The sequence below is a fragment of the Hyalangium versicolor genome, assembly GCF_020103695.1.
In the GTDB taxonomy this organism is placed as follows: Bacteria; Myxococcota; Myxococcia; order Myxococcales; family Myxococcaceae; genus Hyalangium; species Hyalangium versicolor.
In genome coordinates this window covers 1-25,942 of the sequence record NZ_JAHXBF010000001.1, presented here as the reverse complement: position 1 = coordinate 25,942, position 25,942 = coordinate 1, and the positions used below count along the sequence as shown (strand labels likewise).

Sequence of the window (25,942 nt, the reverse complement as noted above, 5' to 3'; positions counted from 1 at the left end):
CCGGCGGCCCGGGCCCCTGGACAGGGCCTCATCCCGGGAGGTGGAGTCCACCCGCGCCCGATGTGAGGACACCGGGAGGTAGCCTCCAGGCCTTCACTGCGAGGGGCCGCTCGCTTCTGGCGGCGAGCCGCTCACCCGCTGGTAGCCGGCGGGAATCTGGAAGAGCGACTCGGGCTGCGGGCCCAGGTGGATGTCGGTGAGCTCGGTGAGCAGGCCCGTGGGCTCCTCCGTGCGCAGGATGAAGCCGCCCAGTTCGGGGGCGACCCACACCGTCACCGCCGCCCATTGCCGTTGGGGATCCGTGGGCACCACGCGCCACCGCTGGGTGGAGTGGCCGTCCACGCGCTCGGTGCCCAACCGCTCGCATGCGAGCTCCGGCCGGCCGGTGCAGGGGCTCTCGCCACGCACGACCAGCCACCGGGCGCAGTCGGGCCAGGGCTCCGTCCAGGAGTCATCCACGTCCGCGGCCGTCCGGTCCTCGGAATCCAGGAGCGTTTCCCGGTAGAGCCCCTGCAACCTCAGCGACACCCCCACGGAGATTTCTTCTCCTGGGAGACGTGCGCTCCAGAGTGCAAGGGTGCCCCGAGCCCCCTGCGAGCACGGAAGCCCCAGCCCGAGCGCCTCGGCCCGCCGCACCGGAGCGGGCCTCGGCCCGCCGCTGGCCTCCGTCGTGCCCAGAACCCGATTCCGCGTATAGGCGGGATAGAGGCCATGTTGAGGGTGAGGGCTGGAGCGGAGGTGCCGAGGAGGGCCGCTGATGGGGGCCGCCCGAGCAGTGAGCCAAGCGGGTGGAGAAGCCGCGCAGCCCCTTGAGGTACACGTCCTGGTATGTTTTGTCATCGATCCACCTGATGATTCCATAATCCGTCCTGTCCCAGTGGCCATCTGTCTGGGTCCACGTCATGAACTCACGCGTGGAGGGAACGTATTGGTAGAAGCCATCACAGGTGGGGATCTCGGGATTCTTCGAGTTCGAGAGGAATGCGATAATGGCGAGTTTGACCTTGCCGTTCCGAATGGATGATTGTGGAGCGCGAAGATGTACTTGAGTTCGCCTTGCGCATAGCGCGAGTCATCCACGAACGTGGGAAGCACACAGGTCTTCCTGTTGGCCAAGACATCATCCGGCCTCGACAAGTCCGTCAACATGCTCAGTTCGTACTTGTGCTCCGGCGTGTAATACAACCAAGCGCAATACTCGGTGGCTGTTCGGGCTGCCAGTTCGGGATTCAAGTCTTGGAGGTAGCCCACAGTGGCGTTGGGCTTGGAGAGGATCAACGGGCAAGCCGCCTTCAGCGCGTCCGCGTAGGAGTCGAATGGCCCGAAGTTCTTGATTGGCCCCGGGATGTGGTTCGCGTCCTCCCCAGGGCCGGGCCTCCAGACGCCTTCGACGGGCTTGGGCGGTGAGCATCCCAGCCCCATGAGGAGTATGGCCAGCAGGCGCATGGGAAACCGCTTCGTTCCAGACATGAGGCAATCGTACAGGCAAGCCCGGCCACGTGCTCGGCACAGGGCCCCCAGTTCCGCAGGCCATTCCCGCGTATCATGCTGCATCGACCCGAACAGGGAGCGACGTACTCGAGCGCGACATACAGATTGCCAGCTTCGGCGTAGCCATACCCGAGCCGCTTGAGTCGCGCTCACTTCAACCGCGCCGCGATGTGCTCAACCAACGCGCGCACCTTCGCCGATGGCCTGGGGCCCCCAGGAAACACCGCATGCACCTCCGCTGGCGCCAGCGTGTAGCCAGCCAGGAGCCGCACCAGCGCTCCTGACGCAAGCTCTTCCCCGCCCATCACGCTCGAGACGAGGGCGATGCCCATACCGGCCACCACACAACTGTACAGCCCTATTCCGGAGCTGGCGCGGATGCGGCCCTCGACATCGATCGACACCGTCTTGCCGCCGCGCGCGAACGTCCAGATCGCGCGGCTGGAGCCGCCAGGGCCCACGATGCAGTCATGTTTGGAGAGCTCCGCCGGTGTCTTCGGCACGCCACGGCGCTTCAGGTAGCCCGGCGTCGCCACCACATAACGCTCCATGGTCATGAGCTTGCGCGCACCGAAGGAAGAAGCGTCGAGTGGGCCTACACGGATCGCGACATCGGTGCCATCGGCCACGAGGTTCTGCCGTTCATCCGTCACGTTCATGTCGACGCGCAGGAGCGGATGCGCCTCCAGGAACGCGGTCAGATGCGGAATCACGGCGCGCGTGCCGAAGACCACGGGCAGGGAGAGCCGGATCGTCCCTCGCAAGGAGTCGATGCCCCGCACCGCATCCTCAGCATCCTCCAGTTCGGCGAGCACCTGGCGCGCGCTCTCGACGAGCAGTGCCCCCGCATCCGTCACGCTGATTCGCCGCGTGGTGCGAAGAAGGAGCTTCACGCCGAGCCGCGCTTCCAGCTCGCTCACGATGCGCGAGACAGAGGGCTGAGAGAGTCCAAGCTCGCGCGCCGTCCGCGAAAAGCTGCCGCTCTCCGCCACTCGGACGAACACCGTCAATTCCTGGATCCGATCGCTCATTTGCACCGCGAATAGATGTTGTCCGCCGTGCCGGTATACCCCCGTGACAGCGGCTGGAACAGTCTTGTGGGGTCAGCGCAACCCACCCAGGAGAAGACCATGTCTCTGCAAGACCGCCTCGACGCTCTGAAAGCCGACTTCAAGGCCGGAAGGTTCCCGCTCATCCCCACCCACGAGCAACTGGCCCTGATGGAGCGGGCCACCGCTGAGCTGATCGCCTCCGGGCAGGCGGGCCGTGCCAGGAAGGCCGGCGACATCTTCCCAGACTTCACGTTGCTCGACCCCGACCGGAAGCCCGTCTCCTCGCGCGAACTCCTCGCCAAGGGGCCGCTGGTGGTGAGCTTCTATCGCGGCGTGTGGTGCCCCTACTGCAACCTCGAGCTCCAGGCGCTCGAAGCTGCGTTGCCGGAGCTCCAGGCGCGGGGGACCAACCTCGTTGCCATCTCGCCCCAGACCGCCCCCAACAGCCGCAGATCGCAGCGCGAGAACAAGCTGAGCTTCCCGATCCTGACGGACCCGAAGAGTGAACTCGCTCGTGAGCTTGGCCTGCGCTTCGCTCTGCCGGACTACCTGATCGGCGTCTACAAGGGATTCAAGAACAACCTGCCGCTGACCAACGACGACCCCTCCTGGGTGTTGCCGATGCCCGCGCGCTACGTGATCGGCACCAACGGTGTCATCGCCTACTCCGAGATCAACCCCGACTACACCCAGCGGCCCGATCCGTCGGAGCTGCTGCCCGTCCTCGACCGCCTGCTCCAGAGCAAGGTGGCCTGACCCTCAACTTCACCGCCCGCTCAGGAGCGGGACACGGGATCACGCGGGGCAGTTGGCGGGACGCTGCGTCTCCCACAGGATGAGCTGGGTGACGACCACCACGCACTTGAGGACGATGGCCTCCTCCAAGCCCGGCACGAGCAGGCCGACGAGCTCGATGATGACCTGGGTCACCATCCACAGGAAGTCCCACCGCGACACGCTGTCCAGCACCGCCTTCACGAACGCGGTCAGCCCACCGTTGGGTCAGCCTTCCGCCCGGCGTGCCGCCTCGGGCGGGATACGGAAGCTGATAGCGAGCCGGTTGTAGGTATTCATCAGGCCGATGGCGAAGGTCAGGTCGACCAGTTCCTTCTCGTTGAAGACCGCCGATGCCGCCTGGAAGTCCGCGTCGGGCACGCCCGTCTGCGCCACCTGCGTCACCGTTTCGGCCCAGGCGAGGGCGGCTCTTTCCCGCTCGCTGAAGAGCCTGCCCGCTTCGCGCCAGGCCTGGACGAGCGCGAGCTTGTCGATGGCGACGCCTTTCTTCACCAGGTCGCGGGTGTGCATGTCCAGGCAGTAGGCGCAGCCGTTGATCTGGCTCACCCGCAGGTAGACCAGGTCCACCAATTCGGGATCCAGGCCGGACTGCACCACGTAGCCATAGACGCCGCCGAGCGCCTTGGCGCCAGCCGGCGAAACCTGCGTGTAGTCGATGCGTTGGGACATGTCGGGTACCTATTCGTCAGGGGTGGTGAGGGGCTGGTCGCCAGTATCGACGACGAACACGGCAAGCAGCTTCGCTGGCTGGGTCTTGCTCGCGTTGCGGCTGATCCGGTGATGGGCGCCGGGCTCTTCGTAGAAGGACTCGCCCGCCTTGTAGACCCGCGCTGGCCCGTCCCCGACCTGGCTCTGGATCTCGCCCGAGACCACGTAGGCGTAGATGAAGGCGGACTGGGCATGGCGGTGCGGCGCGGTGGCGCCGCCCGGGGGATAGGTCACCTCCACCGCGACAAGCGACTTGCCGGGGACATTGGGGATCTCGTGGGAGAAGTTGGGTTTGACCGTGCCGTCGGGGGCGTGCGCGTAGGCAACCCCGGCGAGTGCGGCAGTGGCCAGTAGAGCGGCAAGAAAGCGTTTGATCTGCATGGCGGACTCCTGTCGGGAACGCGGCGATATTGCGCCCGGCAAGGTGCACCTGAAAGAACCAGAAACCGATATTTTCGCTGTACCATGAGGCATGGCGCCCAAGCTGGACCTCCGCATCGACCGCTCCGCCGGGCTTACGCTGGCGGAGCAGATCCGCCTGGGCGTGCTGGCGGCCATCGGCAGCGGTGCACTCGCGCCCGGCGCAAGGCTCCCCTCGTGGCAGGCCCTGGCCGCGCAACTGGGCGTCGCCAGGGGCACCGTCAAATCCGCCTACGAGCGGCTGGCGGACGAACAAGTCATCGTCTCGTCACGACCGGGCGGCACGCGGGTGGCCGATCATCCCGCGACACGACTGGCGGTTCCTCCCAGCGACGCCGATGCGCCGCCCGAGCTGTACCAGCACCTGCTCGCCGGCCCCGCCATCTTCCAGATGGGCGTTCCCGCGTCCGACCGCTTCCCGACAAGCCTGTTCGCACGCTTGCGCGCGCATGCCGCCCGGCTCGAGGTCGCCGCGCCCGCCGTGTATCCCGACCCGCGCGGTGAACTCGCATTCCGGCGCGAGATTGCGGCGCACCTGGCGCTCGCGCGAGGGATCGAATGCCAGCCATCCCAGGTCTTCGTCACCGCGGGTTTTACCGGTGCCCTGGAGATCACGTTGCGCGTGCTGGGTGCGGAAGGCCGCCCGGCTTGGATGGAAAACCCGGGCTTCTTCCAGAGCCGCAGGGCGCTCGAACTCGCCCGGCTCGTTCCCGTTCCGGTGCCCGTGGACGAAGACGGCATGGACGTCGCCTCCGGCATCGAACACGCGCCCGATGCAGCCCTGGCGCTGGTGACGCCGGGCCAACAGGCGCCGCTGGGCGCAACGCTGTCGTTGAACCGAAGGATCGAACTGCTCGCCTGGGCCGCGCGCACCAGCGCGTGGATCCTCGAGGATGACTACCTTGGCGAACTCCAGCTCAAGCGTCGCGCCGCCCCCGCCCTGGCGTCGCTGGACCGCAACGGGCGCGTCATCCACATCGGCTCTTTCAGCAAGACCATCAGCCCCGCGCTCAGGCTCGGTTTCATCGTCGCCCCCGCCGGACTGGTGGACCGGTTCACCGAGGCGGTCATGTGCCTCGGCTCGGCGCCCGGCCCGGCCGTGCAGCAGGCCACCGCGCGGTTCATGCGCGAGGGACACTACATGCGGCACCTGCGCCGCATGAAGCGCGTCTATTCGGCCCGGGGCGAGGCTCTGCGGGCTGCGTTGGAACGGAAGGGATACCGCGTGCAGATTGGCGGCCTGGCCGCCCTGGTGCGGTTGCCCGACGAGGTCCCGGATACCACCATAGCCCGCGAAGCCCGTGCCTGGGGACTCGCACCCGAATCGCTGTCCAACTGGTTCCACCCCGGCGGCGTGCGGCAATCGGGGCTGCTTCTGGGCATCGCCACCGCGGACGAAGCGGCGGTCCCGTCAGCGTGCGAGCGGCTGCACAAGCTCATCGGCAAGTTCTCCTGAAGCCCGCCGCTGCAGCTGCAGCAGCGGTGGGCAGGACAGGGTCGGATCCAGGCGGTACACCGGACCCGACTCCCTGTTCGTGCTTACACCCGGCGCGCGCAGCCGCACTACGTCCTGCCGCAGCAGGTACACCGCCGAGCACGAACGGGAACCGATAGGGCACCCTCTCCGCTACGGATAGAACGAGAGATTCGTGGCCTTGTGAGCATTCACGTCATCGTCCGAGAAGTAGAGGCTCGGCGCCTCGTTGCGGCGCCAGTGCTCCATCTCGTCCGCGTGGTGCGGGCTCTTGGGATCGAAGACCTGGCCTCCCGGCAGCGCATCCCACGCCCGCGGGCCCTGCGGCGTCATCTCCACCACCAGGCGCTGCACCGGACCGTTCTCGTACGAGAACTTCTCCGGGTCCGTCATCCCGAACACCGCGGCGTCCACTCCGAAGTTATCGCCCGGCCGTGGGAACCCGTCGGGGAACGTCGCGTCTCCCGGCGCCGGGATCGTCACCACGCTCTCGCCCGCCGTCGATGGAACCAGCGACGTCAGCTTCAGCGTGTGCAGCTTGCCCCAGCGCCACTGCGCCTGATCCGCCCCGAGCCGATCCTTCAGGTAGTTCGCCCCCAGGATCATCGAGGTCACGATCTGCTCGTCCCGTGTCTCGGTCACGCTCGTCGTCGCCAGGTTGTCCCACAGCACCGTGTCACCCCGCGCGGCGCTGTACGTCGCGAGCCGGCTCGGCTCCAGGATGGCGAACTGCAGCACCTTCGCCAGGTGGCTGCTGTCCGGCTTGAAGCCGATGGCCCCCAGTTCGTCATCGAACGCGAGATTGACCAGCCGCAACAGCGAGGCATTGAAGATCGACGTCGCGATGCTGTCCGAGACCTCCGCCGCCGAGGGCTCGCCATCTCCGATGTTCACGCCCGGCGGCGTCTCGTACGTCCACGCCGCCAGCCGGTTCGCCACCTGCGCGAGCAGATCCAGATTCGCCGCGGAGGTCCGCGCCACCAATCCCGACAGATCGGGGTACGTGCCAGGATTGGCCCGCTCCGCCGCCACGCGCCGCGCAACCTCCACGAACTTCGGCGCCAGCAGCGAGCCCAGCGCCGAGCGGTGGTCTCCCTGCAGCGCCATCAGGTCCTCGGGCTGCACCCCGCCCTTCGCCACCAGCGCCTCGAGCCGCTCGGTGATGCGGGCGATCCGGTGTCCGAGATCGTACTTCCACCCGATGTAGTGCGCATCGTTGAACGGGTTGCCATCCTTCGTCGTGCCCACGAGATCGTTGTTGGCCGTCGCGATGAAGCCCTTCGACGGGTCCGCGTCGTGGGGGAGGGACGCATCCTCCAGGTTGCCCGTCCACTCGCAGCTTCCATCTCCGGGCAGCACCATCGCGGGAGACAGCCCCGCCTGCGTCACCGGGTCATACGTCAGCGCCCGCGCATCGCGCACCGGCAGCCGCGACTGCGTGGACCAGAAGATGTCTCCCGCCCGCGTCGCGACCACGAAGTTCTGCGCCCCGACCTTGAAGTTCGTCAGCGCCGCCTGCGCCTCCGCCTTGTTCGTCGCCGAGTTCAGACCCTGGAACGCCGCGAACTCGTTGGAGACCTCATCCCCTGTCCACCGCACCGAGAGCGCCTTGTTCGACTTGCGAGGCACCACCGTGCCGCTCTCGATCGTCGGGATGATGAGCCCGTGGTGCGGGACGTTCTCGAGCCGCAGCACCACATCCGGCTTGCCCGAGACCTTGATCGTCTCCGTGATGATCTCGATGGGCACCTGTTGGCCCTGGAAGAGCACCGTGTCGGGCGCGCCACTCACTCCCGGGGTGATCGTCTCGTCGTAGACGTCCGTCACGTCGTGGTTCGCTGTCGTGACGCCCCAGGCGAGCTGATCGTTGAACCCCAGCATGATGCCGGGCACGCCCACCAGCGCGAGCCCCTCCACATCCAGCTTGCCTCCCGCACGCTTCGTGTTGAGGTGCGCGTACCAGAAGAGCGGCGGGCTCGGCAGCGACAGGTGCGGATCATTCGCCAGCAGCGGAGCTCCCGACGCCGTCTTCGCTCCCGCCACCACCCAGTTGTTCGATCCCCGGCTCTCGTCGCCCATCACCTCCCGAAGCCGCCGCGCCGCGTCGAAGAAACCCTGGGCGTTCGCGAGCGTCCCGGCGCTCGGGAGCGCGGGCTCGGCGGAGGGCTTCCGCCGGACCTGCGCCTTCATCCCCTCCGAGGCCTCTCGCCCCAGCGAGAACCCGTCCCGGGAGAACACGTCCCGCGCTGGTGCGAACGACCAGAAGTCCCGGAAGCTCCCCGCCCGAGGGTTACCCGTGGGGAACGCCGCGGCCGCCGCCGCACGCGCTTGCGTCAACTGCACCTCTTCGTCGGCCGAGTACGACAGCGTGTAGGACAGGTACCGTCCGAGGGCGAGCGAGTCCTGAGGCGTCCAGTCCGTGAAGGCCGCGCGGTTGCTCAGCAGCAACCCGAGCAGCTCCGCGCCCGAGGAGAGCGTCGTCGTGCCGGCGCGCAGCTCCGCGATGTACGCGTTCACGCCCTCGGAGAACCCATCCAGCGCGATCTTCTCCGGAGCGTTCGCGTCCATCGACGCGTAGATCCGGTCCGCCACCCGCTTGAAGCCAATCACCCGCGCGGAGACATCGTTCTCCAGGGCCGTCGGGGACAGCGTGCCGATGAACTCGGCCAGGCGTCCCGTCACGTTCCGCTTGAGGATCTCCATCTGCGGGAACCGGTCACGCGCCATCAGGTAGCCCTGCACCAGCGCCGCATCGTGTAGCGATGAAGCGTAGATGTGCGGCATGCCGCGGGAATCCACGACGACGTCCACCGCCCCCTCGAGCCCCCGCAGCTGCGGGCCGCGGGGCTGCGGTTGCTCCACCGGCGGGGGTTGGGTCGGTGTGTCGCTGCTACAGCCGCTCGCGCCTCCGAGTACGGTGAGCACGACCAGACCGACAGAGGACAGCAAGGAAGGACGTCGCACGAATCGCTCCTCGTCAAAGGGGGCGCGATGCTAGCTCCTTACTCCGGGGACCACCCCCACGCTTCCGATCACCACGGAAAACAGGCTTATATTGATTTTCATATAATCCATGGTATCCCGCGCCTTTCGGGCGAGTTCGCCCACGAAAGGCGGTGCACGGTGATTCAGCGAAACACGAGGCAAGCACACCGGCGGCTCACTCGCGGTCTGAAGGCCCTCGGACTGGCAGTGTTTGGGCCCCTCTGGGCGCAGCAGGCCCTGGCGCTCCCGTCGGACTACGTGAACGCGCTGCGCGGAAGCAACTCGGGGGGCAGCTACTCCCGGGGCAACACGTTCCCGGCCACGGCGGTCCCCTTCGGCTTCAACTTCTGGACGCCGATGACGGACGCGAACTCGACGAGTTGGATCTACGACTACACCCGCGGCTCCATCCAGGCCTTCACCATCAGCCACATGCCGAGCCCGTGGATGGGCGACCGGCAGACCTTCCAGGTCATGCCCCAGACGGGCGCGGTGACGGTGGATCGCGCGACGCGGGCCGCGGCCTACAGCCACGCGAATGAGGTGGCCCGGGCCCACTCCTACAGCGTGAAGTTCAACAACGGCATCCAGACCGAGATCGCCCCCACGGACCACGCGGCCTCCTGGCGCTTCACCTTCCCCGCCTCGGCCTCCTACCTGCTGTTCGACACCGTGAACGGCATCGGCGGCTCGCTCTCCATCGACCGGACGAATGGCACCATCTCCGGCTACACGGACCACGCCAGCGGCTGGGGCCCCGCGCCTCGCATGTACTTCTACGCCAAATTCAGCAAGGCGATCGCCGACTCGGCGAACGTCACGGGCCAGCGCGCCGTCACCTCGTGGGTGCGCTTCAACACCGTGGCGGGCGAGCAGGTGACGATGTCCCTGGCCACCTCCTTCCTCAGCGTGGCGCAGGCCCAGTCCAACCTCGCGCAGGAGATCGGCTCGAAGAGCTTCGACACCGTGAAGCAGGAGTCCCAGAACGCCTGGAACGCCGTGCTGGGCAAGATCGAGGTGGAGGGCGCCTCGGAGGATCAGAAGACCATCCTCTACTCCAACCTGTACCGGGCCTTCCTGTACCCGAACTCCGCCTGGGAGAACGTGAACGGCACGCCCACCTACGCGAGCCCCTACGCGAGCGGCAACCCGGTGAAGACGGGCAAGGTGTACGTCAACAACGGGTTCTGGGACACGTACCGGACCACCTGGCCGCTGTACACGCTGCTGGTGCCCACCCAAACGGGCCAGATGCTCGACGGGTTCGTCAACGGCTACAAGGACGGCGGCTGGGTCACCCGGTGGTCCGCGCCCGGCTACGCCAACATCATGGTCGGCACGAACTCGGACGTCATCTTCGCCGATGCCTACCTCAAGGGCGTGCGCAACTTCGACGTGTCGGCCGCCTACGACTCGATGCTGCGCAACGCGGCGACCTACAGCAGCGATCCGGCCCGGGGCCGCAAGGGCATGCAGCGCTCCATCTTCCTGGGCTACACCCCGCAGGACGTCGTGGGCGAGTCCACCTCCTGGTCCCTGGAGGGCTACCTCAATGACTTCGGCATCTCGCAGCTCGCCCAGGCCCTGGGAAAGAGCGAGGACGCCCAGTACTACCTGAACCGCTCGCTCAACTACGTCCAGCTCTTCTCGCCCTCGGTCGGCTTCTTCCGGGGCAAGAACGCCAACGGCAGTTGGAGGACCTCGGATGCGGACTTCAAGGCGAACCGCTGGGGCTGCGAGTACACCGAGGGCAACGCCTGGCACTACGCCGTGCTCGTCCCGCAGGATGGGCAAGGGCTGGCCAACCTCTACTCGGGCCGGAGTGGCCTGGCCAACAAGCTCGATGCGCTGTTCGAGGCCCCGCGCGACTACGACGTGGGCTGCTACGGCGGCGTCATCCACGAGATGAAGGAGGGGTACGACGTGAACATGGGGCAGTACGCCCACTCCAACCAGCCCGTGCACCACACGCCGTACATGTACAACTACGCGGGCACACCGTGGCGGACCCAGGAGCTCGTCCGGAACATCCTCAACACGCAGTACCAGTCGGGACTCAGCAACGGGTACGGCTACCTGGGTGACGAGGACAACGGCGAGATGTCCGCGTGGTACCTCTTCAGCGCCATGGGCTTCTACCCGGTCAGCATGGGCCGGCCCGAGTACGCGGTGGGTGCCCCCTTCTTCACGAAGATGACCGTGCACATGGAGAACGGCGCGAACCTCGTCATCAACGCCCCGAGCGTCAGCGACACGAACCGATACATCCAGAGCGTGACGCTGAACGGGCAGCCGTACACGAAGAACTACCTGCCGCACAGCGCGCTGGTGAATGGCGCCACGCTGGACTTCACCATGGGCCCTGCCGCCACGAACTGGGGCTCGGGGAGCAGCGATCTGCCCGCCTCCATCACCACGGGCACCTCCGTCCCGCAGCCGCTGGCCGATGTGGCCAAGGGCGGCACGGCGACGGCCAGTGCGGACAATGCGGCGAGCGGCGAAGGCACCGCGCAGGGCTTCGACGACAACTCGCAGACGAAGTGGCTCGCCTTCCAATCCACCCCGTGGATCCGCTACCAGCTCACGGGCGGGGCGAAGACGGTGAAGATGTACACCCTGACGTCCGCCAATGACTTCCCGGGCCGGGATCCGAAGGCCTGGACGCTCCAGGCCTCGAACGATGGCTCCACCTGGGTCACCCTGGATACGAGGACGGGCCAGGACTTCCCGTGGCGGTTCCAGACACGCGGATTCGCGCTGGCCAACAACACGCCCTACATTCACTACCGGTTGCAGATCAACGAGACCCACGGGGACTCGATCACCCAGCTCGCGGAGATCGAGCTGCTCGGGAAGTAGTGCAGGCGTTCACCCTCGCTTCTGGAAAGTGAGCAACACGTGATGATTCGATCCACTGTCTTCCGCATGGGCTCCTCGGCCCTGCTGGCCGGCCTGATGCTCGTAGGTACCGGTTGCAAGAGCGACAAGAAGCCCGAGGCGGCCGGGGACACCGCCGCCAAACCCGCCGGGGAGGCGCCCACGATTGCCCTGCTCCTGCCCGAGTCGAAGACGATGCGGTACGAGTCCTTCGACCGGCCGTACTTCGAGCGGAAGGTGAAGGAGCTGTGCGCGGAGTGCCGGATCATCTACAGCAACGCGGACCAGGACGCGTCCAAGCAGCAGAACCAGGCCGAGGCGGCGCTGACCAACGGCGCCAAGGTTTTGGTGCTGGATCCCGTGGATTCGCTCTCCGCGGCCTCCATGGTGGCGCGCGCCCGCCAGTCGAAGATCCCGGTCATCAGCTATGACCGGCTGATCCTCAACGCGGACGTGGACTACTACATCTCGTTCGACAACGAGAAGATCGGCAAGCTCCAGGGCCAGGCGCTGGTGGACAAGCTCAAGGCGGATGGCAAGGGCAAGGGCACCGTCGTGGTGATCAACGGCTCGCCCACGGACAACAACGCCAAGCTGTACAAGAACGGCGCGCACAGCGTCATCGACGGCAGCGGCCTGGTGATCGGCGCCGAGTACGACACGCCGGACTGGAGCCCGGACAAGGCCCAACAGCAGATGGAGCAGGCCATCACCAAGCTGGGCAAGGACTCCATCGTGGGCGTGTATTCAGCCAACGACGGCATGGCGGGCGGTGCGATCGCCGCGATGAAGGCGGCGGGCTTCAACCCGCTGCCCCCCGTCACGGGCCAGGACTCGGAGCTGGCCGCCATCCAGCGCGTCGTCGCCGGCGAGCAGTACATGACCATCTACAAGGCCATGAAGCTGGAGGCCGAGGCGGCCGCCGAGGTGGCGGTGGCGCTCGCCAAGGGAGGCCAGCCTGCCGCGGACAAGGTCAACGGCAAGGTCAACAACGGCCAGAAGGACGTGCCCTCCATCCTCCTGACGGCGGGCACCGTCACGAAGGACAACGTGAAGAGCACGGTGGTGGCCGACGGCTTCTGGAAGGCCGAGGAGATCTGTTCGGGCGCGTACAAGGACGCCTGCGCGTCCGCCCAGGTGCAGTAACCCCCGGAGGGGGTGCCGGCGCACTGTGCCGGCACCCTCTTCCCAGGACTTCATCTCCCAACATGAGATAGCGCAGTGGGTGGGGCACAGCGCGCTCAGTAGTACACGCCGTCCAGCTTCTCGATGACGGCCCGGATGGCTTCCGGGGTGGTGTCATACCGCTTCGCGAGTTCCGGAGCTGAGTACGTCACGGCTACCATCGGAACCGGGCTCTCCGCGAAGCCCTCCACCACGACGGGCCCGATCCTCGAGGGCCAAGACAGGGTGCTCAGCTCGCGCCCCCTGCTCACGGGATCGAAGATGGTGAAGCAAGGCCACCGTGGGAGGCGTAAGGTGTTGACGTCGCACGCGAGGAAGCGACATCCGTGCAATCGCGCCTCGGAGAAATCACAATCAACAATGCTTCCCTTGCCAGGAGCATATGGCAATTCCCCAAAGTCGTTCCCAATCAGGTGCCCCTTGAAACGGCAGCCCTGCAAGTGAGCTGTTTCCCAGCGGAAGTTGCTGAGTGGTTTCTTGAAGATGAATTCGCAATCCACGAAGCGCGCTTGAGGAATGATCAAGTCGCGCGCGGCCATCCCCAGCTTGAGTGTACAATCGCTGAGCGTCAACTCGGGGCCTAGAAAAAGAATGACCTTGGAGCCGAATTCAAGCTCCTCCTGAACGAGTGTCATGTGTTCAAGGTTGACTTGGGTCAATTTCTGCTGCCCTCACGCATCAGAACGGAATCATTCGAAAGAAACTTTTCGCCAGTCGTCGCCCGTGCAGCTCCAGGTGAGGTCGGCCGGATTGGTCAGCTTCTGTTGGTAGGTGATCTCCACGGCCACGTTGAAGGCCAGATCTTGAATCTCGTTGAGGAATCGAGAGTCAACGTTGCCCCCACTGTATGATACTGGTCTGCATTCCTGCATCCGAGCGGGCTCTTGGTCTGGGAGAGTTCGTAGGCATCCCAGAAACCGTAGTATTTGTAGGCCACGGCTCGGCTGGAGCCATCCGAGATGAGCCAATTCGTTCCATCAGGCACGGACAGGCTGCCGTTCAAGGTTTGCGGCGACCCTGGCAAGCTGTAGCCGTTCTGCCGGACCTTCCATGAGCCGCATCGTAAGGGATGTATCAAGGCCCCGGGCGCCATCAGGTGCTTCGGGGCTTTCTTTTTCGGCCGAGGCTGCGAGGGGCAGCCGGACGAGCTGGCCGCGCTCGTGGCGCTGGACCTTGAGCTTGGCCACCTCGGCACAGAGTGCCTCCAAGCCCTTCACCAGCCGCTTGTGCGTGCAGTCGGCTGTAATACAGGGCGCCAGGCGCGGGCGCTCGCCCGTTCGCGGGCGCGTTCGGCCGCTTCGGATCCTCTTTCCCAGCCGATGGAGTCTTAAGGGTGAAACTGCGGTAACGTGGGGGCGAGTAACACGCGGGGGGCGCAGGGACGAGCAGCCGAAGCGCACTGCCCCCTCGTCGCGTAACCCGAATAAGGAGGCAGAGACCATGAACGGCTTCTGGGGACCTTTCAAGCAGCAGCCCAACGTGCTGATCTTGCTCACGGACCAACAGCGTACGGCGCAGTACCTGCCAAAGGACTGGGTGAAAACGAACCTGCCCAACTTGTGGGCGCTAATGCGAGGCGGTGTCCAATTCCCCAACGCGATGACGAGCACCACGGCCTGCTCTCCTTCGCGGGCAACGCTCTGGACCGGCACCTTCCCCATGATCAATGGCGTGGACAGTGTGGGAGCCACCCTGAACATGAAGGCGCATCCCAACCTGACCACCCTGGGGTTGGCTCTGGCGAGCTACGCCCCGAAAGGCATCACCTACGATATCGCCTTCAAGGGCAAGTGGCACCTGAACAAAAGCTTTGAGAGCGGGCAAACCCTCGCGCAGCAGCAAGAGGACGCCGATCGCGCAAAGCAGCTTTCAGACAATAACGCCATGCAGTCCACGTATGGTTTCCCCGGGTGGACATCGCAGGACTTCGGCACCGCCATGGCGATGGAGCTCGGCGGATGGAAGAGCGGGCCAGTGACCATCCCCGAAGCCACGATCAACACGATGGGCGCCGGCTACGGGGGGAACGACGCGCGGGTCGCGACGGGCACGAGCTACGTGACCAAGACCGAAAGCAACCCCAATGGCACGGTCGACAGCGCCAAAGACTGGCTCGCGGCGCGGGCCGGCAAGAGCGACCCGAGCAACCCCTTTTGCCTCATCGTCTCGCTGCTCAACCCCCACGACATCTTCGCGTCGCCAGCGGGCTATACCTCGGCAGGCTACCTGCCCATTGCGAGCGGTCCAAACAAGGGCAAGCTGCCCTGGCAAGTCGCTCCATTCACGGACATCACGACCCTGCCGGACAGCTACGATCTGAGCGCGGACCAGCTCGCAAACAAGCCATCCATGCAGGGCAACTACCGCTGGACGGCGGCCCAGGGCGCGTCGGAGGAGGCCGAGCGCCGCGCTGCGGCCCTCGATTACCTTCGCTTCTATGCCTACCTGGAGACGCTCTCTGACGCGCTCCTCGGGGAGGTGATATCCGCGCTAACCGGCGATATGGCGGCGAACACGCTGATCATCCGCCTGGCCGACCATGGCGAGATGGGCATGTCCCAGGGCGGCATGATCGAAAAGGAGCACCAAGCGTACAACGAGACGCTGCTGGTCCCGATGGTGTTCAGCAACCCGGGCCTACCCCAGGCCGCCGTGTGCACCGGCTTGGCGGGTCTTATCGACGTGCTGCCGACCCTGGTGGAGATCTGCCAGCTCAGCGTCCCCGAAGGCATCCTGCTTCAGGGCACGAGCGTGGCTCCCGCTATCATGGCCGGCGCCTCGGGGAGCACCTATCACCAGCTACAGTTCGCGACCAATGACAGCGGCGTGGAGATCCGGGCCCTGATCGATGATAACAAGTACAACGCCAAGTACGTGGCCAGCTACAATGGGAGCTCCTGGCAATGCGAGCTCTATGACTTCAGCTACGACCCCAGCCAGAATACCCCGTGGCCGTCGGAGATCATCAATCAGATTCCGGTGAACGGCCTGCAAGACGGCGGCTACGCCTCTTCTCAGGCCACCCAGGCGACCTGGAGCGCCATGCATGCGGCTCTCACGAGCGCGATGCAGGCTACGAATACGACGCCCCCGGGCTGGCCGGCGACCCCGCCGTCCGTGATTCCGAGCTAAGCGTCGGCTCTCAGAATGATCAGCAGCGCGGTGGCGTTCTCACCTTCGCCGGTGATGGGGGATTGGAAACGATCTGCGGAAAGCGCGGGATTCCGATCGCGGGGAGCGCGAGGAAGCGCGGGTTTGCCCCCGGCGGTGTGAGGATCGAGGTCGGATGAAAACTGGCGCGGTGTGAAGATCGCGGCAGGGCCCCCGGGAGCAGGCAAGGGAGACGGGGCAGCCGTCGTCGAGGGCTCCCCAGCCTGGGCCGGTGAAGCGCGCGCGTCGGACAGCTCCAACCCGAGCCGGTGGGGCTTGAGAGGGTGGCAGCCGTCATCGCGGGCTCCCCATCTCAAGCTGGCGGAGGCGCACGTCAGACAGCGCCAGCTCGTCCCCGTGCCACGCGACAGGGCGGCAGCCGCCGTTGTCTGGGCGTCATACCGGTTATTTTGCGACGCGCCCTAACGGCCGCGCTGACCGCGATCGAAATCCCGCGCTTCACGCGGATCGTCTCCACTTTGACCATCGCGAGCGGCGAGTCTGCGTCTTCGCCTGCACTGTCGACCGGCTCAAAGCGGCGGGTTGTTCTGCATGGAAGCGGCGGCAATCGACTACCACGTCGCGCCGTCCCGTCGAGACCCACGTCTTCCAGAATTTCGACGGGAGGGCGGTGTTCCGCGCAGACTGGTCGTCCCGTCCCGCACCGCCTCGTACCGTTTCGAACCGCGCCCTCGGGGAACAGGAAGGGAACAAGGCCGCAGGGACGAATTCAGAGAGCAATTATTGAGCTGCGCTTTGAGGCACCTGCTCAGTGTTATTTACCCAGCCATAAACTGTGTTGATGTAGGTCGCCTTTTTGCCGCAACCTTCAACACCCACGGTACCGACAGGATCACCGATGAATGCAGTCGAGCTCTCAATTTCATGCAGGACCAGATCCTGCTCGGGGCAGCTCAACTCAAATGCAGCCTTCTTGACGCCCTTGTTCCGGAAGCTCTGCATTGTGGTTGTGCACCCCGCGACGACTACGGCCAGGAAGAGAACAATGTAGCGGGCGTTCATGTTGCCTCCGTTCATTTTATTGCGAGGCGAGATAGGTGAATGGTCCGGAAAAAGCAAGGTCTCCGACGAGAGCGTTGTGTCGCAGGGGTTTCCCACCACCAGTCCCTCCGATGCGCCTGAGGGGAACAGGGGAGGAACAAAAAAAGGCCCCCGGATCGCTGCGTGCATATAGGCAGGATAGAAGCCATGTGGAGGGTGAGGGCAGGAGCGGAGGTGTCGTGGAGGGCCGCTGACAGGGGCCGCCACGCCAACACCCGCCGCCGGCCTCCACACCTCGCACAGGCGAACACCTCACTCCCCTCTCTCGCTTCCTCGGCTGGGGAGAGCAACGACGGGTAACCAAACAAGAGAAGAGCCAATGAAGTCACCTGACTGGTGCGTTCGAGCCAGGAGCGAGCTACTCTTGCTCGCCGTGACCAGCCCACTCCCTACCTTCGAGGCGGAGATCGAACGGTATCTCCGCACTGGCCGCTTCGGCAGCTACAAGGTATGGGAGGGATTGCAGAAAGCGCCAGAGACCGCTTCCGAAGCTGTAGAAGCAGCTCTCGTGCGCGAGGTGCGCTGCCGCGTCGGAGATCGCGCGCCGCGAGCGCTCCCTCGAGAGGAGACCGCGACGCTCGCGCGGAAGAAGATCGCGCCGATGGTGCGCGGCTTGTTCCCGCCAGAGGAGCAGGAGGCCGTGCTGTCGGCCCTCGAGCAGTCCGTGTTCTTCGTCGACGGTGAGAACATCGAGCGGCTCTTGTGCGAATGCACCTCCCACGACGAAGCCTGGGTTCTCGCGAACCTCTACCTCGTGAGCGCGGGCGCGGAGCCACTCGGCCAGTCCAGCCTCACAGACTCGGTCGTCTATAGGGCCGACGGCCGAATCTACGTACTCCCGCGCTACCTCGTCGAGAAGACCGCCTTCGCGGATGCCCTGGTCTACGAGGCGGCTCTTGACCTTCTCTTCCGTCGCTTCGGATACGACAACGGTCATTGGAGGCAGTTCGAGGCCTTTGCCTCCTCGTGCGAGGCCTATGCGTGCATCCTCGAGCGCGAGGGGACCGCAGCGGAACGAATGCAGATCGCGCGGGAGTACGGGTCGAGACCGCACACCTCGGCCAGGCGCGCGGACCCGAGGGAAGTGGCCGAAATCGTCCGGGAAGCCGTGGCGACCCCGAACGGTTGGGAGATCATCCTCGCTCACCACGCGGTGGTCAGGCAGCGGAAGGACATCGGCGCGCCGCTCACCGCGTTCCGCGCATCGCTGGCGATCGCCGAGCGCCTGGCCCAGCAAGACCCGGGCAATTCCCAATGGCAGCGCGACCTCTTCCTCAGCCACCACCAGGTGGGCGACGTCCTGCTCGCGCAGGACGATACCGAGGGAGCCCTGAGCTCCTTCCAGGCCGCGCTGCCCATCGCCGAGCGCCTGACCCAGCAGGACCCGCACGATTCCCTGTGGCAGTACCACCTCGGCTTCAACCACAGGAGGGTCGGCAACGTCTTGCTCGCGCAGGGCGACACCGAGGGAGCCCTGCACTCCTTCCAGGCCTCGTTGGCGATCGCCGAGCGCCTGACCCAGCAGGACCCGGACCACACCGGTTGTCAACGCGAACTCTCCTTCAGCCATGAAGAGGTCGGTAGGGTCTTGCTCGCGCAGGGCGATACCGAGGGAGCCCTGCGCTCCTTTCAGGCCTCGCTGCTGATCGATGAGCGCCTGACCCAGCAGGACCCGGGCAATTCCGAGTGGCAGCGCGACCTCGGCCTCAGCCACAAGAGGGTTGGTAGGGCCTTGCTCGCGCAGGGCGACAGGGAGGGAGCCCTGCGCTCCTTCCAGGCCTCGCTGGTCATTGCCCAGCAGCTTGCCCAACTGGACTCGGACAATTCCGAGTGGCAGCGCGACCTCTCCATCAGCCATGAACAGATCGGGCACATCCTGCTTGAGCAGGGCGACAGAGAGGGCGCCCTGCGCTGCTTCCAGGCCTCGCTGGCGATCGCCGAGCGTCTTGCCGAGCAAGAGCGGGGCGACTCCGAGAGGCAAGAGGACGTCGCCAGGTTGTGCTTCAATCTCGCTCTAGCCAGCGGACCCGACGAAGCGCGCCCACTCCTCGAGCGCGCCCGCGCCCTCGTCCTCGATCTCTCCGCGGCTTCCCGCCTGACCCAAGAGCAGGAGCAGTGGCTCGCCGCCATCGACGATGGCCTGGCCTCAATCCCTGCCAAGTGAAGCGGGATGGACTTTGCCGAGGTGATCAGCACAAGGCGAGCGGCGCGGTAGCTCACCTCGCTGGGCTACCGCCACGGCTTCCCACGCCTCTCCGCCTCGGCCAGGTCCACCCGGACGTAGCTGCGCCCTCGACCATCGAGCCCGACCCACAGCGACTCGGGCGTCGTCACGTAGGTGTGCGTGCCGGCCCACTCGGTTCCTCGTTGCAGCAGCGGATCGATGTCGAAGCTGATCGGCTGCCGTCCCGGCGAGATCAACCCGAGATGATCGCCCCAGTGCACCCACAGCCCGCAGTCCGCGCGTTCGCCAAAACCCCAGGGCCGCGCCAGCTTGCGCAAGGCCGTGAGGGTCGTCGACTGCTCGCCGCCCTTCGCCAGGTAGCGCCGGATCTCCAGTTGGTCCGGCTTCACGTCCCAGTGCTCGACCAGCTCGATGAAGTCGTTGTCCCGGGTCAGCAGCCACTTCGGCTCGAGAGCGCTGTTGCCGGGCGGGGGGAGAGGTAGACGTTCGCTCCGAAACCATCGCCGGCGAGCACCGTGTGCTTCTGGATTCCGCTGTCGGTGATCTCGTAGGCGACGAGGGCGGTGATGGGGAAGCACGTGACGTACTCGCATTGCTGCCCTGGATACTTCGGCATCGCGAAGATCGCGCCGCGCCGCGATTCGTACACGCGATAGGCGAAGTCCTCGTGGAACAGCATCTTCGGCTCGGAGCTCCCGTCGAGTGACATCCGCCAGACCTACGTCGCGGTGCTCGAGTAGTAGAACCGGAGCGGCTCTGGAGGGGTGCCGTGGGGAGGCGACTTGACCTCGCCATCCAGCATGACCAGGACCTCACGGCCGTTCGGCAGGAAGAACATGTCATCGACATGGTACTTGTCCATCTGCACCGATCCCCCCGCCGGGTTCGACGGCTTCGGGATCGTCACGTGCCGCGCGCCGTCGAAGAAATGGATGAAGGGATCCGTTTCCCAGGCCGCCAGGATGCGCCCGCAGTCGTCCCACTCCACCCGGTAGAGGTTGTCCTTCGGGATCGCGTGCAGGGTCCGCCAGCGCTTCTCTCCATTCCGGAGCACGCGCAGGGCCCCGCCGCCGAACGAGACCAGACCGTCAGGCATCTCGAACTCCCTCCGACCGCGCCGCGGCCCTGGACGAGAAAACCCCGAGCGCTGCTCCCCTCGAGAAGCGGCCATCGCGGTTGCGGTAAAGCAAGTCGTACGCGGTCGAACGTCTCCTCACCCATGTTACGGGGGGCGCCGGACGGGGCGCTTCCGCTGAGCGGCGGGTTGCATCTTCAGCGCAACACCCACGAGCGCGGTGAGGGCGGGGAGGAGCTCGCGCCCGAGCTCGGTGAGCGAGTATTCCGCCGACGGTGGGCTCGTCAACAGAGGCGTCCGGGTGATGACGCCCCGGTCCTGGAGGTCGCGGAGGCGGGCACTCAGGACACGCGCGGAGATGCGAGGGATGTCCTTCCGGAGCTCGCTGAAGCGACGCGGCTGCTGGCTCAGATACCAGATCACGTGAGGCGCCCACGCGCCGCCGAGGAGTTTCACTCCCTCGTCGATCGGGCATGCGGGCGGGATGACGGCCTTGTTTTTTCGGACGCGCAGCGCCATTTGAGTATCTCGCGAGTTACCACAATCGCGTGGTAACTATGAGTTACCACCTGGAACAGCTGCTTTCGCTCGTTATCTTCCGGTCGTTGGCGTGCTTGCTCAACGAGAAAGGGAGAGCGCGATGCGAGTGTTCGTTACGGGAGGTTCGGGATTCGTCGGCGCAGAGCTCGTTCCAGAGCTCATACGCGCGGGGCATCGTGTGCTCGGTCTCGCACGGTCCGAGGCGTCGGCGCGTACACTGCGGGCCGCGGGAGCCGAGGTGCACGAGGGCAATCTCGCGGACCTCGACGGTCTCCGTCGCGGTGCCGTCGCGGCGGACGCCGTGATCCACGCGGCCTTCGATCTCGACCTCGCCGACTGGGCGAAGGGTGGCGAGGCGGACCGGCGGGCGATCGAGGCGCTCGGCGCCGCGATCGCGGGCTCGGAGCGCCTCCTGGTCGTCACTTCCGGCGCATTCGCGATCGGTGCTCCTGGCGTTGCGAGCGAGGAGGATGGAGCGCGGGCGGGTGGGCACCCGCGAGTGACGGAGCAAGCTGCCGCGGAGGCCTCGGCGCGCGGAGCGCGGGTCGCGCTCCTCCGGCTCGGTGTCGTGCACGGTGACGGCGACCGGCACTTCTTGCCGGCGCTGATCGCGCTCGCTCGCGCGAAGGGGATCTCCGCCTACGTCGGAGATGGCGCCCAGCGCTGGCCGCAGGTCCACGTCCGCGATGCGGCGGAGGCGTACCGGCTGACGCTCGAGCGAGGCGCGGCGGGCGCCCGTTATCACGCAATCGCCGAAGAGGGGGTCGCGGTCCGGGAGATCGCCGCCGTCATCGCGCGGAAGCTCGGGATTCCTCTTGTCGCGCAGTCACCGGAGGAGGCCGCGGCGCATTTCGGAGTGCTCGCGCCATTCGTGAGCGCGGACCGGCCGACGACCAGTGCCCGCACCCGTGAAGAGCTCGGCTGGAGCCCGCACCACCCCGGGGTCCTCGAAGATCTCAAGGCGGGAAACTATTTCACGCTTCCCGCGTGACCTCAGATCACAGCATGCAGGTGGGAGCGGTGTACGTCAGGATGACCAGCCCGGCGTTGCCACCCCCCGTGGAGCCAGTGCCCGCTGCGGCCGGAAGGGTCGTAGCAGTCGACCACGTGTTGGCACCGAGCCCGTCTCCGTTGCCGCCGGCCGAGCCGCCCGCAGTGCCACCGCCACCTACGATAGTGCCGAATCCAACGCCACCGTTGAGCCCAATTCCACCGCCGGTCTCGACATTGTGACCCCCAGCGCCGGCGGTACCGGCCGTGGGGTTGGCGCTGTAATAGTTCTGGGAGGCGCTGGTGACAGGGACTCCCAACGTCCCGGAGTCGGCGCTCCACGCAAAGGTGAGGGCCGCGCTCTCGGGGTCGTGGGCACTGACGACCAGCTCCACCGTGCCGTTGACGGCAACGGTGTCGGTGGATTGGTAGAGCTGATCGATGATGGGGGGCATGGTGGAGATCTGAGGCAGCCCGATGTTGATGCCCAACTGACCTGTCGTGCTCCCACCGCGTCCATCGTTCAAACTCACCGTCACCTTGCATACCCCGCTCGTGGGAGCCGAGGCCGGAGCCGTCCAGGTGGGGCTCTTGACGGTGGTGTCGCGTGAGCTACGCCGCGAAGCGCTCCCGGATCGCCGCGGCGCCCCCGCGCTCCAGCCATGCATCGAACGTGAGCAGGTCCGGCGCCAGCCGCCGCAGCGCCGGGATGTCCGCGTTCCCGATCACCCGCTCCTCATCGAGCATCTTCACGAGCTTGTGCAGCATCGGGCTCTGCGCGAGCACCTCTGGTGGAAACCGGGCGTAGGAGATGGACGTCCCGGTGGCCCGGCTGATCTTCTCCGCGAGCTGCTTGCCGGTGAGCGAATCTCCCGCCAGCCCCAGCGTGGTCCCCACGTACGTGCGTGGATCCGCGAACACGCGTGCCGTCAGCACGCCGATGTCCTCCCCCGCGATGAACTGCATGGGCTGGTCCGGACGCATGAAGAACTGGAGCCCGCGCGGGGTCAGGCCAAAGTTCGGCACCAGCAACAGCTCCATGAAGGTCCCCGGCCGCACGATGGTCGCGCGGAGGCCGCTCGCCCGGACATGCTCCTCGATGCGCCACTTGCTCTCGAAGTGGCCCACGCCCGTGCCGGACCGCAGGCCCAGCACCGAGGTGTAGACGAAGTGATCCACACCCGCGGCCTTCGCCGCGTCCGCGATGTCCATGCCGAAGCGGACCTCGTCGTCATCCGTGACGCCGTAGTGCTGCTGCCCCGAGCTGGGCTGGATGCTGAAGACGCCGTACGCCCCCGCGACCGCCCGGTCGAGTGACGCGCGGTCCCCCATGTCTCCACGCACCAACTCCACGCCCGCCGCTTCCAGTGCTCGGGCCTTCGCGCTCGACGGGTCCCGCACGAGCGCACGGACCCGCCAGCCGTCCTTCAACAAGGCCCGCGCCGTCGCGCCTCCCTGCTGTCCTGTCGCTCCCAGCACCAACACGGCCTCGCTCTTCTTCGCCATCAGGTCCTGCCTTTCTCCTGTCAAACGGAGGGTTGCTCCGGTTAAATACGGAGCTAACCTCCGTTTTTCAAGTGAAGGCGCAGCCCACCAGGAATCCACCGGTCGAGGACACGAAGGGCGGAGCCCTGCGCGCGGACGCGCGGCGCAACCGGGAGCGGCTGCTCGCGGCGGCGCATGTCGTGTTCTCCGAGCGTGGCGCGAACGCGTCGCTCACCGACGTGGCGGAGCAGGCGGAGGTCGGCATCGGGACGCTCTACCGGCACTTCGAGTCGCGGGAGTCGCTCCTCGCCGCGACGTGCGACGAGCGGCTCCTGACGCTCGCGAAGGAGAGCCGCGAGCGCTCGAAGGCCCTGCCCCCGCTCGAAGCGCTGCGCGTCTTCCTGGCGGAGTTGGTGCACTCCGCGGGCATGTACAAGGGGCTCGCGGCGGCGCTGGGCATCGTCCTCAGGAACCACACCGCGGGCTGTGACGCGACGACGGCCGAGGGACAGCGCCTGCTGGAGGCGGCCCAGCACGCGGGCGAGGTGCGAAGCGACATCCTCCTGGATGACGTGGTGTGCATGGCCATGGCCATCTCCCTCGCCGCCGCGGAGAACGCCTCGGACCCCAAGCGCATCCCCCGCCTCACCGAGATGTTCTTCGACGGGCTGCGCTCCCGCCCCGAGCCGCGCGGCGCACGCCGCCGATGACTCCGATGCGCCGAGTACGTCTTGCGTGGGCGGCGGCAACGGCTCGAAGCGCACGCCGCCCTCCCACGGCACGAAGACGCCGTCCGGCACCAGCGAGTGGAAATAAGGAGTCACTTGCAAGGCGGAGCCGAAGAACTGGATGAACGACACGGCCCCGGCCTGCCCACCGCGCAGGCCCTGCCGCCGTGCCGCTCCACATACCGGGGCAGGCCGCGCCCGACCTCGCTGGCTTCCGCCAGCAATGTGGCCAGGTTCTCCCGCACCGCTCCATACAGCACCGTCCCCTCCGGCTGCCTTCGCCGGTACGCCCACACGTGCGTTCCCACCTACCCCTCCCCAGCCACACCTCGCCAGGGAACACGCTACCGTTCGCCTCCCACGGGCCCCCGTGGAGCCCCTGCCTGCTTGTGGGATCGGGGCCTATAACAGCAGTTGGAGGCGGCAGGTTCGATTCCCGCCGCCTCCACATTTTTACGGCGTGATCACGGGTGGTTAGCAGCCCCTTCCATCCGTGTTGCGTCAGTGTTGCGTGCCGGCGCAAGGGGCAGGTCGAGAACACCGACCGCCTCTCGCCGGGTGTCGGGGCTCAGGTGGGCGTAGCGCTCGGTCATCTCGATCGTGGCGTGCCCCATCAGCTCCTGGATCACCTTGAGCGGGACGCCACGCATCGCAAGGTGGCTGCCGTAGGTGTGACGCAGGTCGTGCCAGCCGATCCGCCCCTCCTCCCGGCCAATGCCCGCCCGCTTGAGGGTGCGGCGAAGCGGCGACTCCATCTTGCCCGCCGTGAGTGGCTGGCCGTCGTCCTGGCAGAAGACGAAGCGCCCGCGAAGGTGCCGGTGTCCCTTGAGCGCATCCACCGCCGACTGCGGCAGCTCTAGGGTCCGCTCGCGCCCGCCCTTCGGCAAGCCTTCCACACCGCGCCAGATCGACCGACGCACGGTGAGGACCCCCCGCGAAAGGTCGAGGTCGGCCCACTGAAGACCGATCAGCTCCCCCTGCCGCAGGCCCGTCTTGAGCGCCACGAGCAGCAGCACCCGCCACTCAGGCTCGGCTGCGTCGATCAGCCGCTCGGCTTCCTCGAAGGTGAGGAAATCGAACTTGGGCTTGGGCAGCTTGCCGAAGAGCTTCACGCGCGGAGCCTGCTGGATGACCTTCTGCTCTTCCGCGAGGTTCAGCAGTTTGCTCAACGCCGACAGCACGTTGTTGATCGTCTTGAGGCTCAGGGGCTTCGGCAGGACGTCGGCGCGCTTCCGAATGGCTGCCAGTGTGGGGGCTTCCTTCCGGGCGCGAGCCGCCGACCTCTTCTTACGCATGGCCGCCTTGAAGTCTTCGATCTCGGCGGGCCCGATGCTTGCGAGTGCCATCTCGCCGAAGAACGGCAGCAGGTGATCGTCGAGGATCTGCCGCTTGCTCACGACACTTGAATGCTTGTTGTTGTTCTCGCTGTAGGTGAGGAATCGCGCGGCGAACTCCGCCAACGTGACGCGATCCTCGCTCTTCTTCTCCTTTCCGAAAGTCCCGTTCAGGAGTGCGTGCCGCAGCTCGCGCTCGTATTGCTCAGCACCGCGACGGGTCTGCACGGGCGACACCTTCGTCACCCGCTCGATCCGCCCGTCGGCATGCTCAAATACGATGTCTGAGCCTGCCCCGATTTTGTGGACACCCCTGATGAGTCGAAACACGAGAGGATGTGTCCCATGGAACGAAGGAAGAGACGGAGCTTCACGCCCGAGTTCAGGGCGGAGGCAATCCGGCTGG

The 25,942-nt window shown here is 66.3% G+C and carries 23 protein-coding genes; 8 read left to right on the top strand and 15 right to left on the bottom strand.

Features of this window, described 5'->3' with window-relative positions; genetic code table 11:
- Positions 1-93: 93 nt before the first annotated feature.
- Both KY501_RS00115 and KY501_RS00110 read right to left on the bottom strand, forming a co-directional pair.
- On the bottom strand, positions 94-534 hold the full coding sequence (locus KY501_RS00115; RefSeq protein ID WP_224360270.1) for a hypothetical protein: 441 nt from the start codon (positions 532-534) through the stop codon (positions 94-96).
- Between the two features lie 1,106 nt (positions 535-1,640).
- Entirely contained in the window at positions 1,641-2,522 is an 882-nt protein-coding gene (locus KY501_RS00110; protein WP_224360269.1) for a LysR family transcriptional regulator, read from the bottom strand.
- A gap of 99 nt (positions 2,523-2,621) precedes the next feature.
- Between KY501_RS00110 and KY501_RS00105 the strand changes: the two genes are divergently transcribed.
- Positions 2,622-3,299 (top strand): peroxiredoxin-like family protein, encoded by a 678-nt coding sequence (locus tag KY501_RS00105; RefSeq protein ID WP_224360268.1) that lies wholly within the window; start codon positions 2,622-2,624, stop codon positions 3,297-3,299.
- Between the two features lie 39 nt (positions 3,300-3,338).
- Here KY501_RS00105 and KY501_RS00100 read toward each other — a convergent pair whose 3' ends face one another.
- From KY501_RS00100 to KY501_RS00090, 3 genes are read right to left on the bottom strand one after another with little or no spacing between them, the layout of a single operon-like run.
- The gene (locus KY501_RS00100; protein WP_224360267.1) at positions 3,339-3,521 is read right to left on the bottom strand and encodes a hypothetical protein; all 183 of its coding nucleotides are present in this window, start codon (positions 3,519-3,521) and stop codon (positions 3,339-3,341) included.
- A 24-nt stretch (positions 3,522-3,545) separates the two neighbouring features.
- Positions 3,546-4,007, bottom strand: coding sequence for a carboxymuconolactone decarboxylase family protein (locus KY501_RS00095; RefSeq protein WP_224360266.1), 462 nt, complete (start codon positions 4,005-4,007; stop codon positions 3,546-3,548).
- Between the two features lie 9 nt (positions 4,008-4,016).
- The gene (locus tag KY501_RS00090; RefSeq protein ID WP_224360265.1) at positions 4,017-4,427 is read right to left on the bottom strand and encodes a cupin domain-containing protein; all 411 of its coding nucleotides are present in this window, start codon (positions 4,425-4,427) and stop codon (positions 4,017-4,019) included.
- Positions 4,428-4,518: 91 nt separating this feature from the next.
- On the opposite strand from KY501_RS00090, the gene pdxR reads away from it, so the two are divergent.
- On the top strand, positions 4,519-5,922 hold the full coding sequence (gene pdxR, locus KY501_RS00085; protein WP_224360264.1) for a MocR-like pyridoxine biosynthesis transcription factor PdxR: 1,404 nt from the start codon (positions 4,519-4,521) through the stop codon (positions 5,920-5,922).
- A gap of 171 nt (positions 5,923-6,093) precedes the next feature.
- Here pdxR and KY501_RS00080 read toward each other — a convergent pair whose 3' ends face one another.
- Positions 6,094-8,904, bottom strand: coding sequence for a penicillin acylase family protein (locus KY501_RS00080; RefSeq protein WP_224360263.1), 2,811 nt, complete (start codon positions 8,902-8,904; stop codon positions 6,094-6,096).
- 228 nt (positions 8,905-9,132) lie between these two features.
- Between KY501_RS00080 and KY501_RS00075 the strand changes: the two genes are divergently transcribed.
- A complete protein-coding gene (locus tag KY501_RS00075; RefSeq protein ID WP_224360262.1) occupies positions 9,133-11,784 on the top strand; it encodes a GH92 family glycosyl hydrolase in 2,652 nt (883 codons plus the stop codon).
- A 42-nt stretch (positions 11,785-11,826) separates the two neighbouring features.
- Complete coding sequence (locus KY501_RS00070) at positions 11,827-12,948, top strand: ABC transporter substrate-binding protein (RefSeq protein WP_224360261.1); 1,122 nt, start codon at positions 11,827-11,829, stop codon at positions 12,946-12,948.
- 95 nt (positions 12,949-13,043) lie between these two features.
- Here the strand turns inward: KY501_RS00070 and KY501_RS00065 are convergent, their stop codons facing one another.
- Positions 13,044-13,646: a hypothetical protein gene (locus tag KY501_RS00065; RefSeq protein ID WP_224360260.1), complete on the bottom strand. Its 603-nt coding sequence runs from the start codon at positions 13,644-13,646 to the stop codon at positions 13,044-13,046.
- A 781-nt stretch (positions 13,647-14,427) separates the two neighbouring features.
- Between KY501_RS00065 and KY501_RS00060 the strand changes: the two genes are divergently transcribed.
- Positions 14,428-16,119 (top strand): sulfatase-like hydrolase/transferase, encoded by a 1,692-nt coding sequence (locus KY501_RS00060; protein ID WP_224360259.1) that lies wholly within the window; start codon positions 14,428-14,430, stop codon positions 16,117-16,119.
- A 759-nt stretch (positions 16,120-16,878) separates the two neighbouring features.
- On the opposite strand, the gene KY501_RS00055 is transcribed toward KY501_RS00060, so the two are convergent.
- Positions 16,879-17,160, bottom strand: a complete 282-nt coding sequence (locus KY501_RS00055) for a hypothetical protein (RefSeq protein WP_224360258.1) — start codon at positions 17,158-17,160, stop codon at positions 16,879-16,881.
- A 640-nt stretch (positions 17,161-17,800) separates the two neighbouring features.
- Between KY501_RS00055 and KY501_RS00050 the strand changes: the two genes are divergently transcribed.
- Positions 17,801-19,363 (top strand): tetratricopeptide repeat protein, encoded by a 1,563-nt coding sequence (locus KY501_RS00050; RefSeq protein ID WP_224360257.1) that lies wholly within the window; start codon positions 17,801-17,803, stop codon positions 19,361-19,363.
- A 65-nt stretch (positions 19,364-19,428) separates the two neighbouring features.
- On the opposite strand, the gene KY501_RS00045 is transcribed toward KY501_RS00050, so the two are convergent.
- From KY501_RS00045 to KY501_RS00030, 4 genes are all read right to left on the bottom strand, one after another.
- Entirely contained in the window at positions 19,429-19,773 is a 345-nt protein-coding gene (locus KY501_RS00045) for a hypothetical protein (RefSeq protein ID WP_224360256.1), read from the bottom strand.
- Positions 19,774-19,814: 41 nt separating this feature from the next.
- A complete protein-coding gene (locus KY501_RS00040; RefSeq protein WP_224360255.1) occupies positions 19,815-20,093 on the bottom strand; it encodes a hypothetical protein in 279 nt (92 codons plus the stop codon).
- Positions 20,094-20,102: 9 nt separating this feature from the next.
- Positions 20,103-20,480: a hypothetical protein gene (locus tag KY501_RS00035; protein ID WP_224360254.1), complete on the bottom strand. Its 378-nt coding sequence runs from the start codon at positions 20,478-20,480 to the stop codon at positions 20,103-20,105.
- 126 nt (positions 20,481-20,606) lie between these two features.
- Positions 20,607-20,978: a winged helix-turn-helix transcriptional regulator gene (locus tag KY501_RS00030; protein WP_224360253.1), complete on the bottom strand. Its 372-nt coding sequence runs from the start codon at positions 20,976-20,978 to the stop codon at positions 20,607-20,609.
- Between the two features lie 121 nt (positions 20,979-21,099).
- Between KY501_RS00030 and KY501_RS00025 the strand changes: the two genes are divergently transcribed.
- Positions 21,100-21,990 carry an SDR family oxidoreductase gene (locus KY501_RS00025; protein ID WP_224360252.1) on the top strand — a complete coding sequence of 297 codons (891 nt, stop codon included), beginning with the start codon at positions 21,100-21,102 and terminating at the stop codon, positions 21,988-21,990.
- Positions 21,991-21,997: 7 nt separating this feature from the next.
- Here KY501_RS00025 and KY501_RS00020 read toward each other — a convergent pair whose 3' ends face one another.
- Both KY501_RS00020 and KY501_RS00015 read right to left on the bottom strand, forming a co-directional pair.
- A complete protein-coding gene (locus KY501_RS00020; protein WP_224360251.1) occupies positions 21,998-22,516 on the bottom strand; it encodes a hypothetical protein in 519 nt (172 codons plus the stop codon).
- 85 nt (positions 22,517-22,601) lie between these two features.
- The gene (locus KY501_RS00015) at positions 22,602-23,495 is read right to left on the bottom strand and encodes an NmrA/HSCARG family protein (RefSeq protein WP_224360250.1); all 894 of its coding nucleotides are present in this window, start codon (positions 23,493-23,495) and stop codon (positions 22,602-22,604) included.
- 71 nt (positions 23,496-23,566) lie between these two features.
- Here KY501_RS00015 and KY501_RS00010 point away from each other — a divergent pair, with 71 nt between their 5' ends.
- Positions 23,567-24,184 carry a TetR/AcrR family transcriptional regulator gene (locus KY501_RS00010; RefSeq protein ID WP_224360249.1) on the top strand — a complete coding sequence of 206 codons (618 nt, stop codon included), beginning with the start codon at positions 23,567-23,569 and terminating at the stop codon, positions 24,182-24,184.
- A gap of 482 nt (positions 24,185-24,666) precedes the next feature.
- On the opposite strand, the gene KY501_RS00005 is transcribed toward KY501_RS00010, so the two are convergent.
- A complete protein-coding gene (locus KY501_RS00005; RefSeq protein WP_373691542.1) occupies positions 24,667-25,854 on the bottom strand; it encodes a tyrosine-type recombinase/integrase in 1,188 nt (395 codons plus the stop codon).
- Between the last annotated feature and the right edge of the window lie 88 nt (positions 25,855-25,942).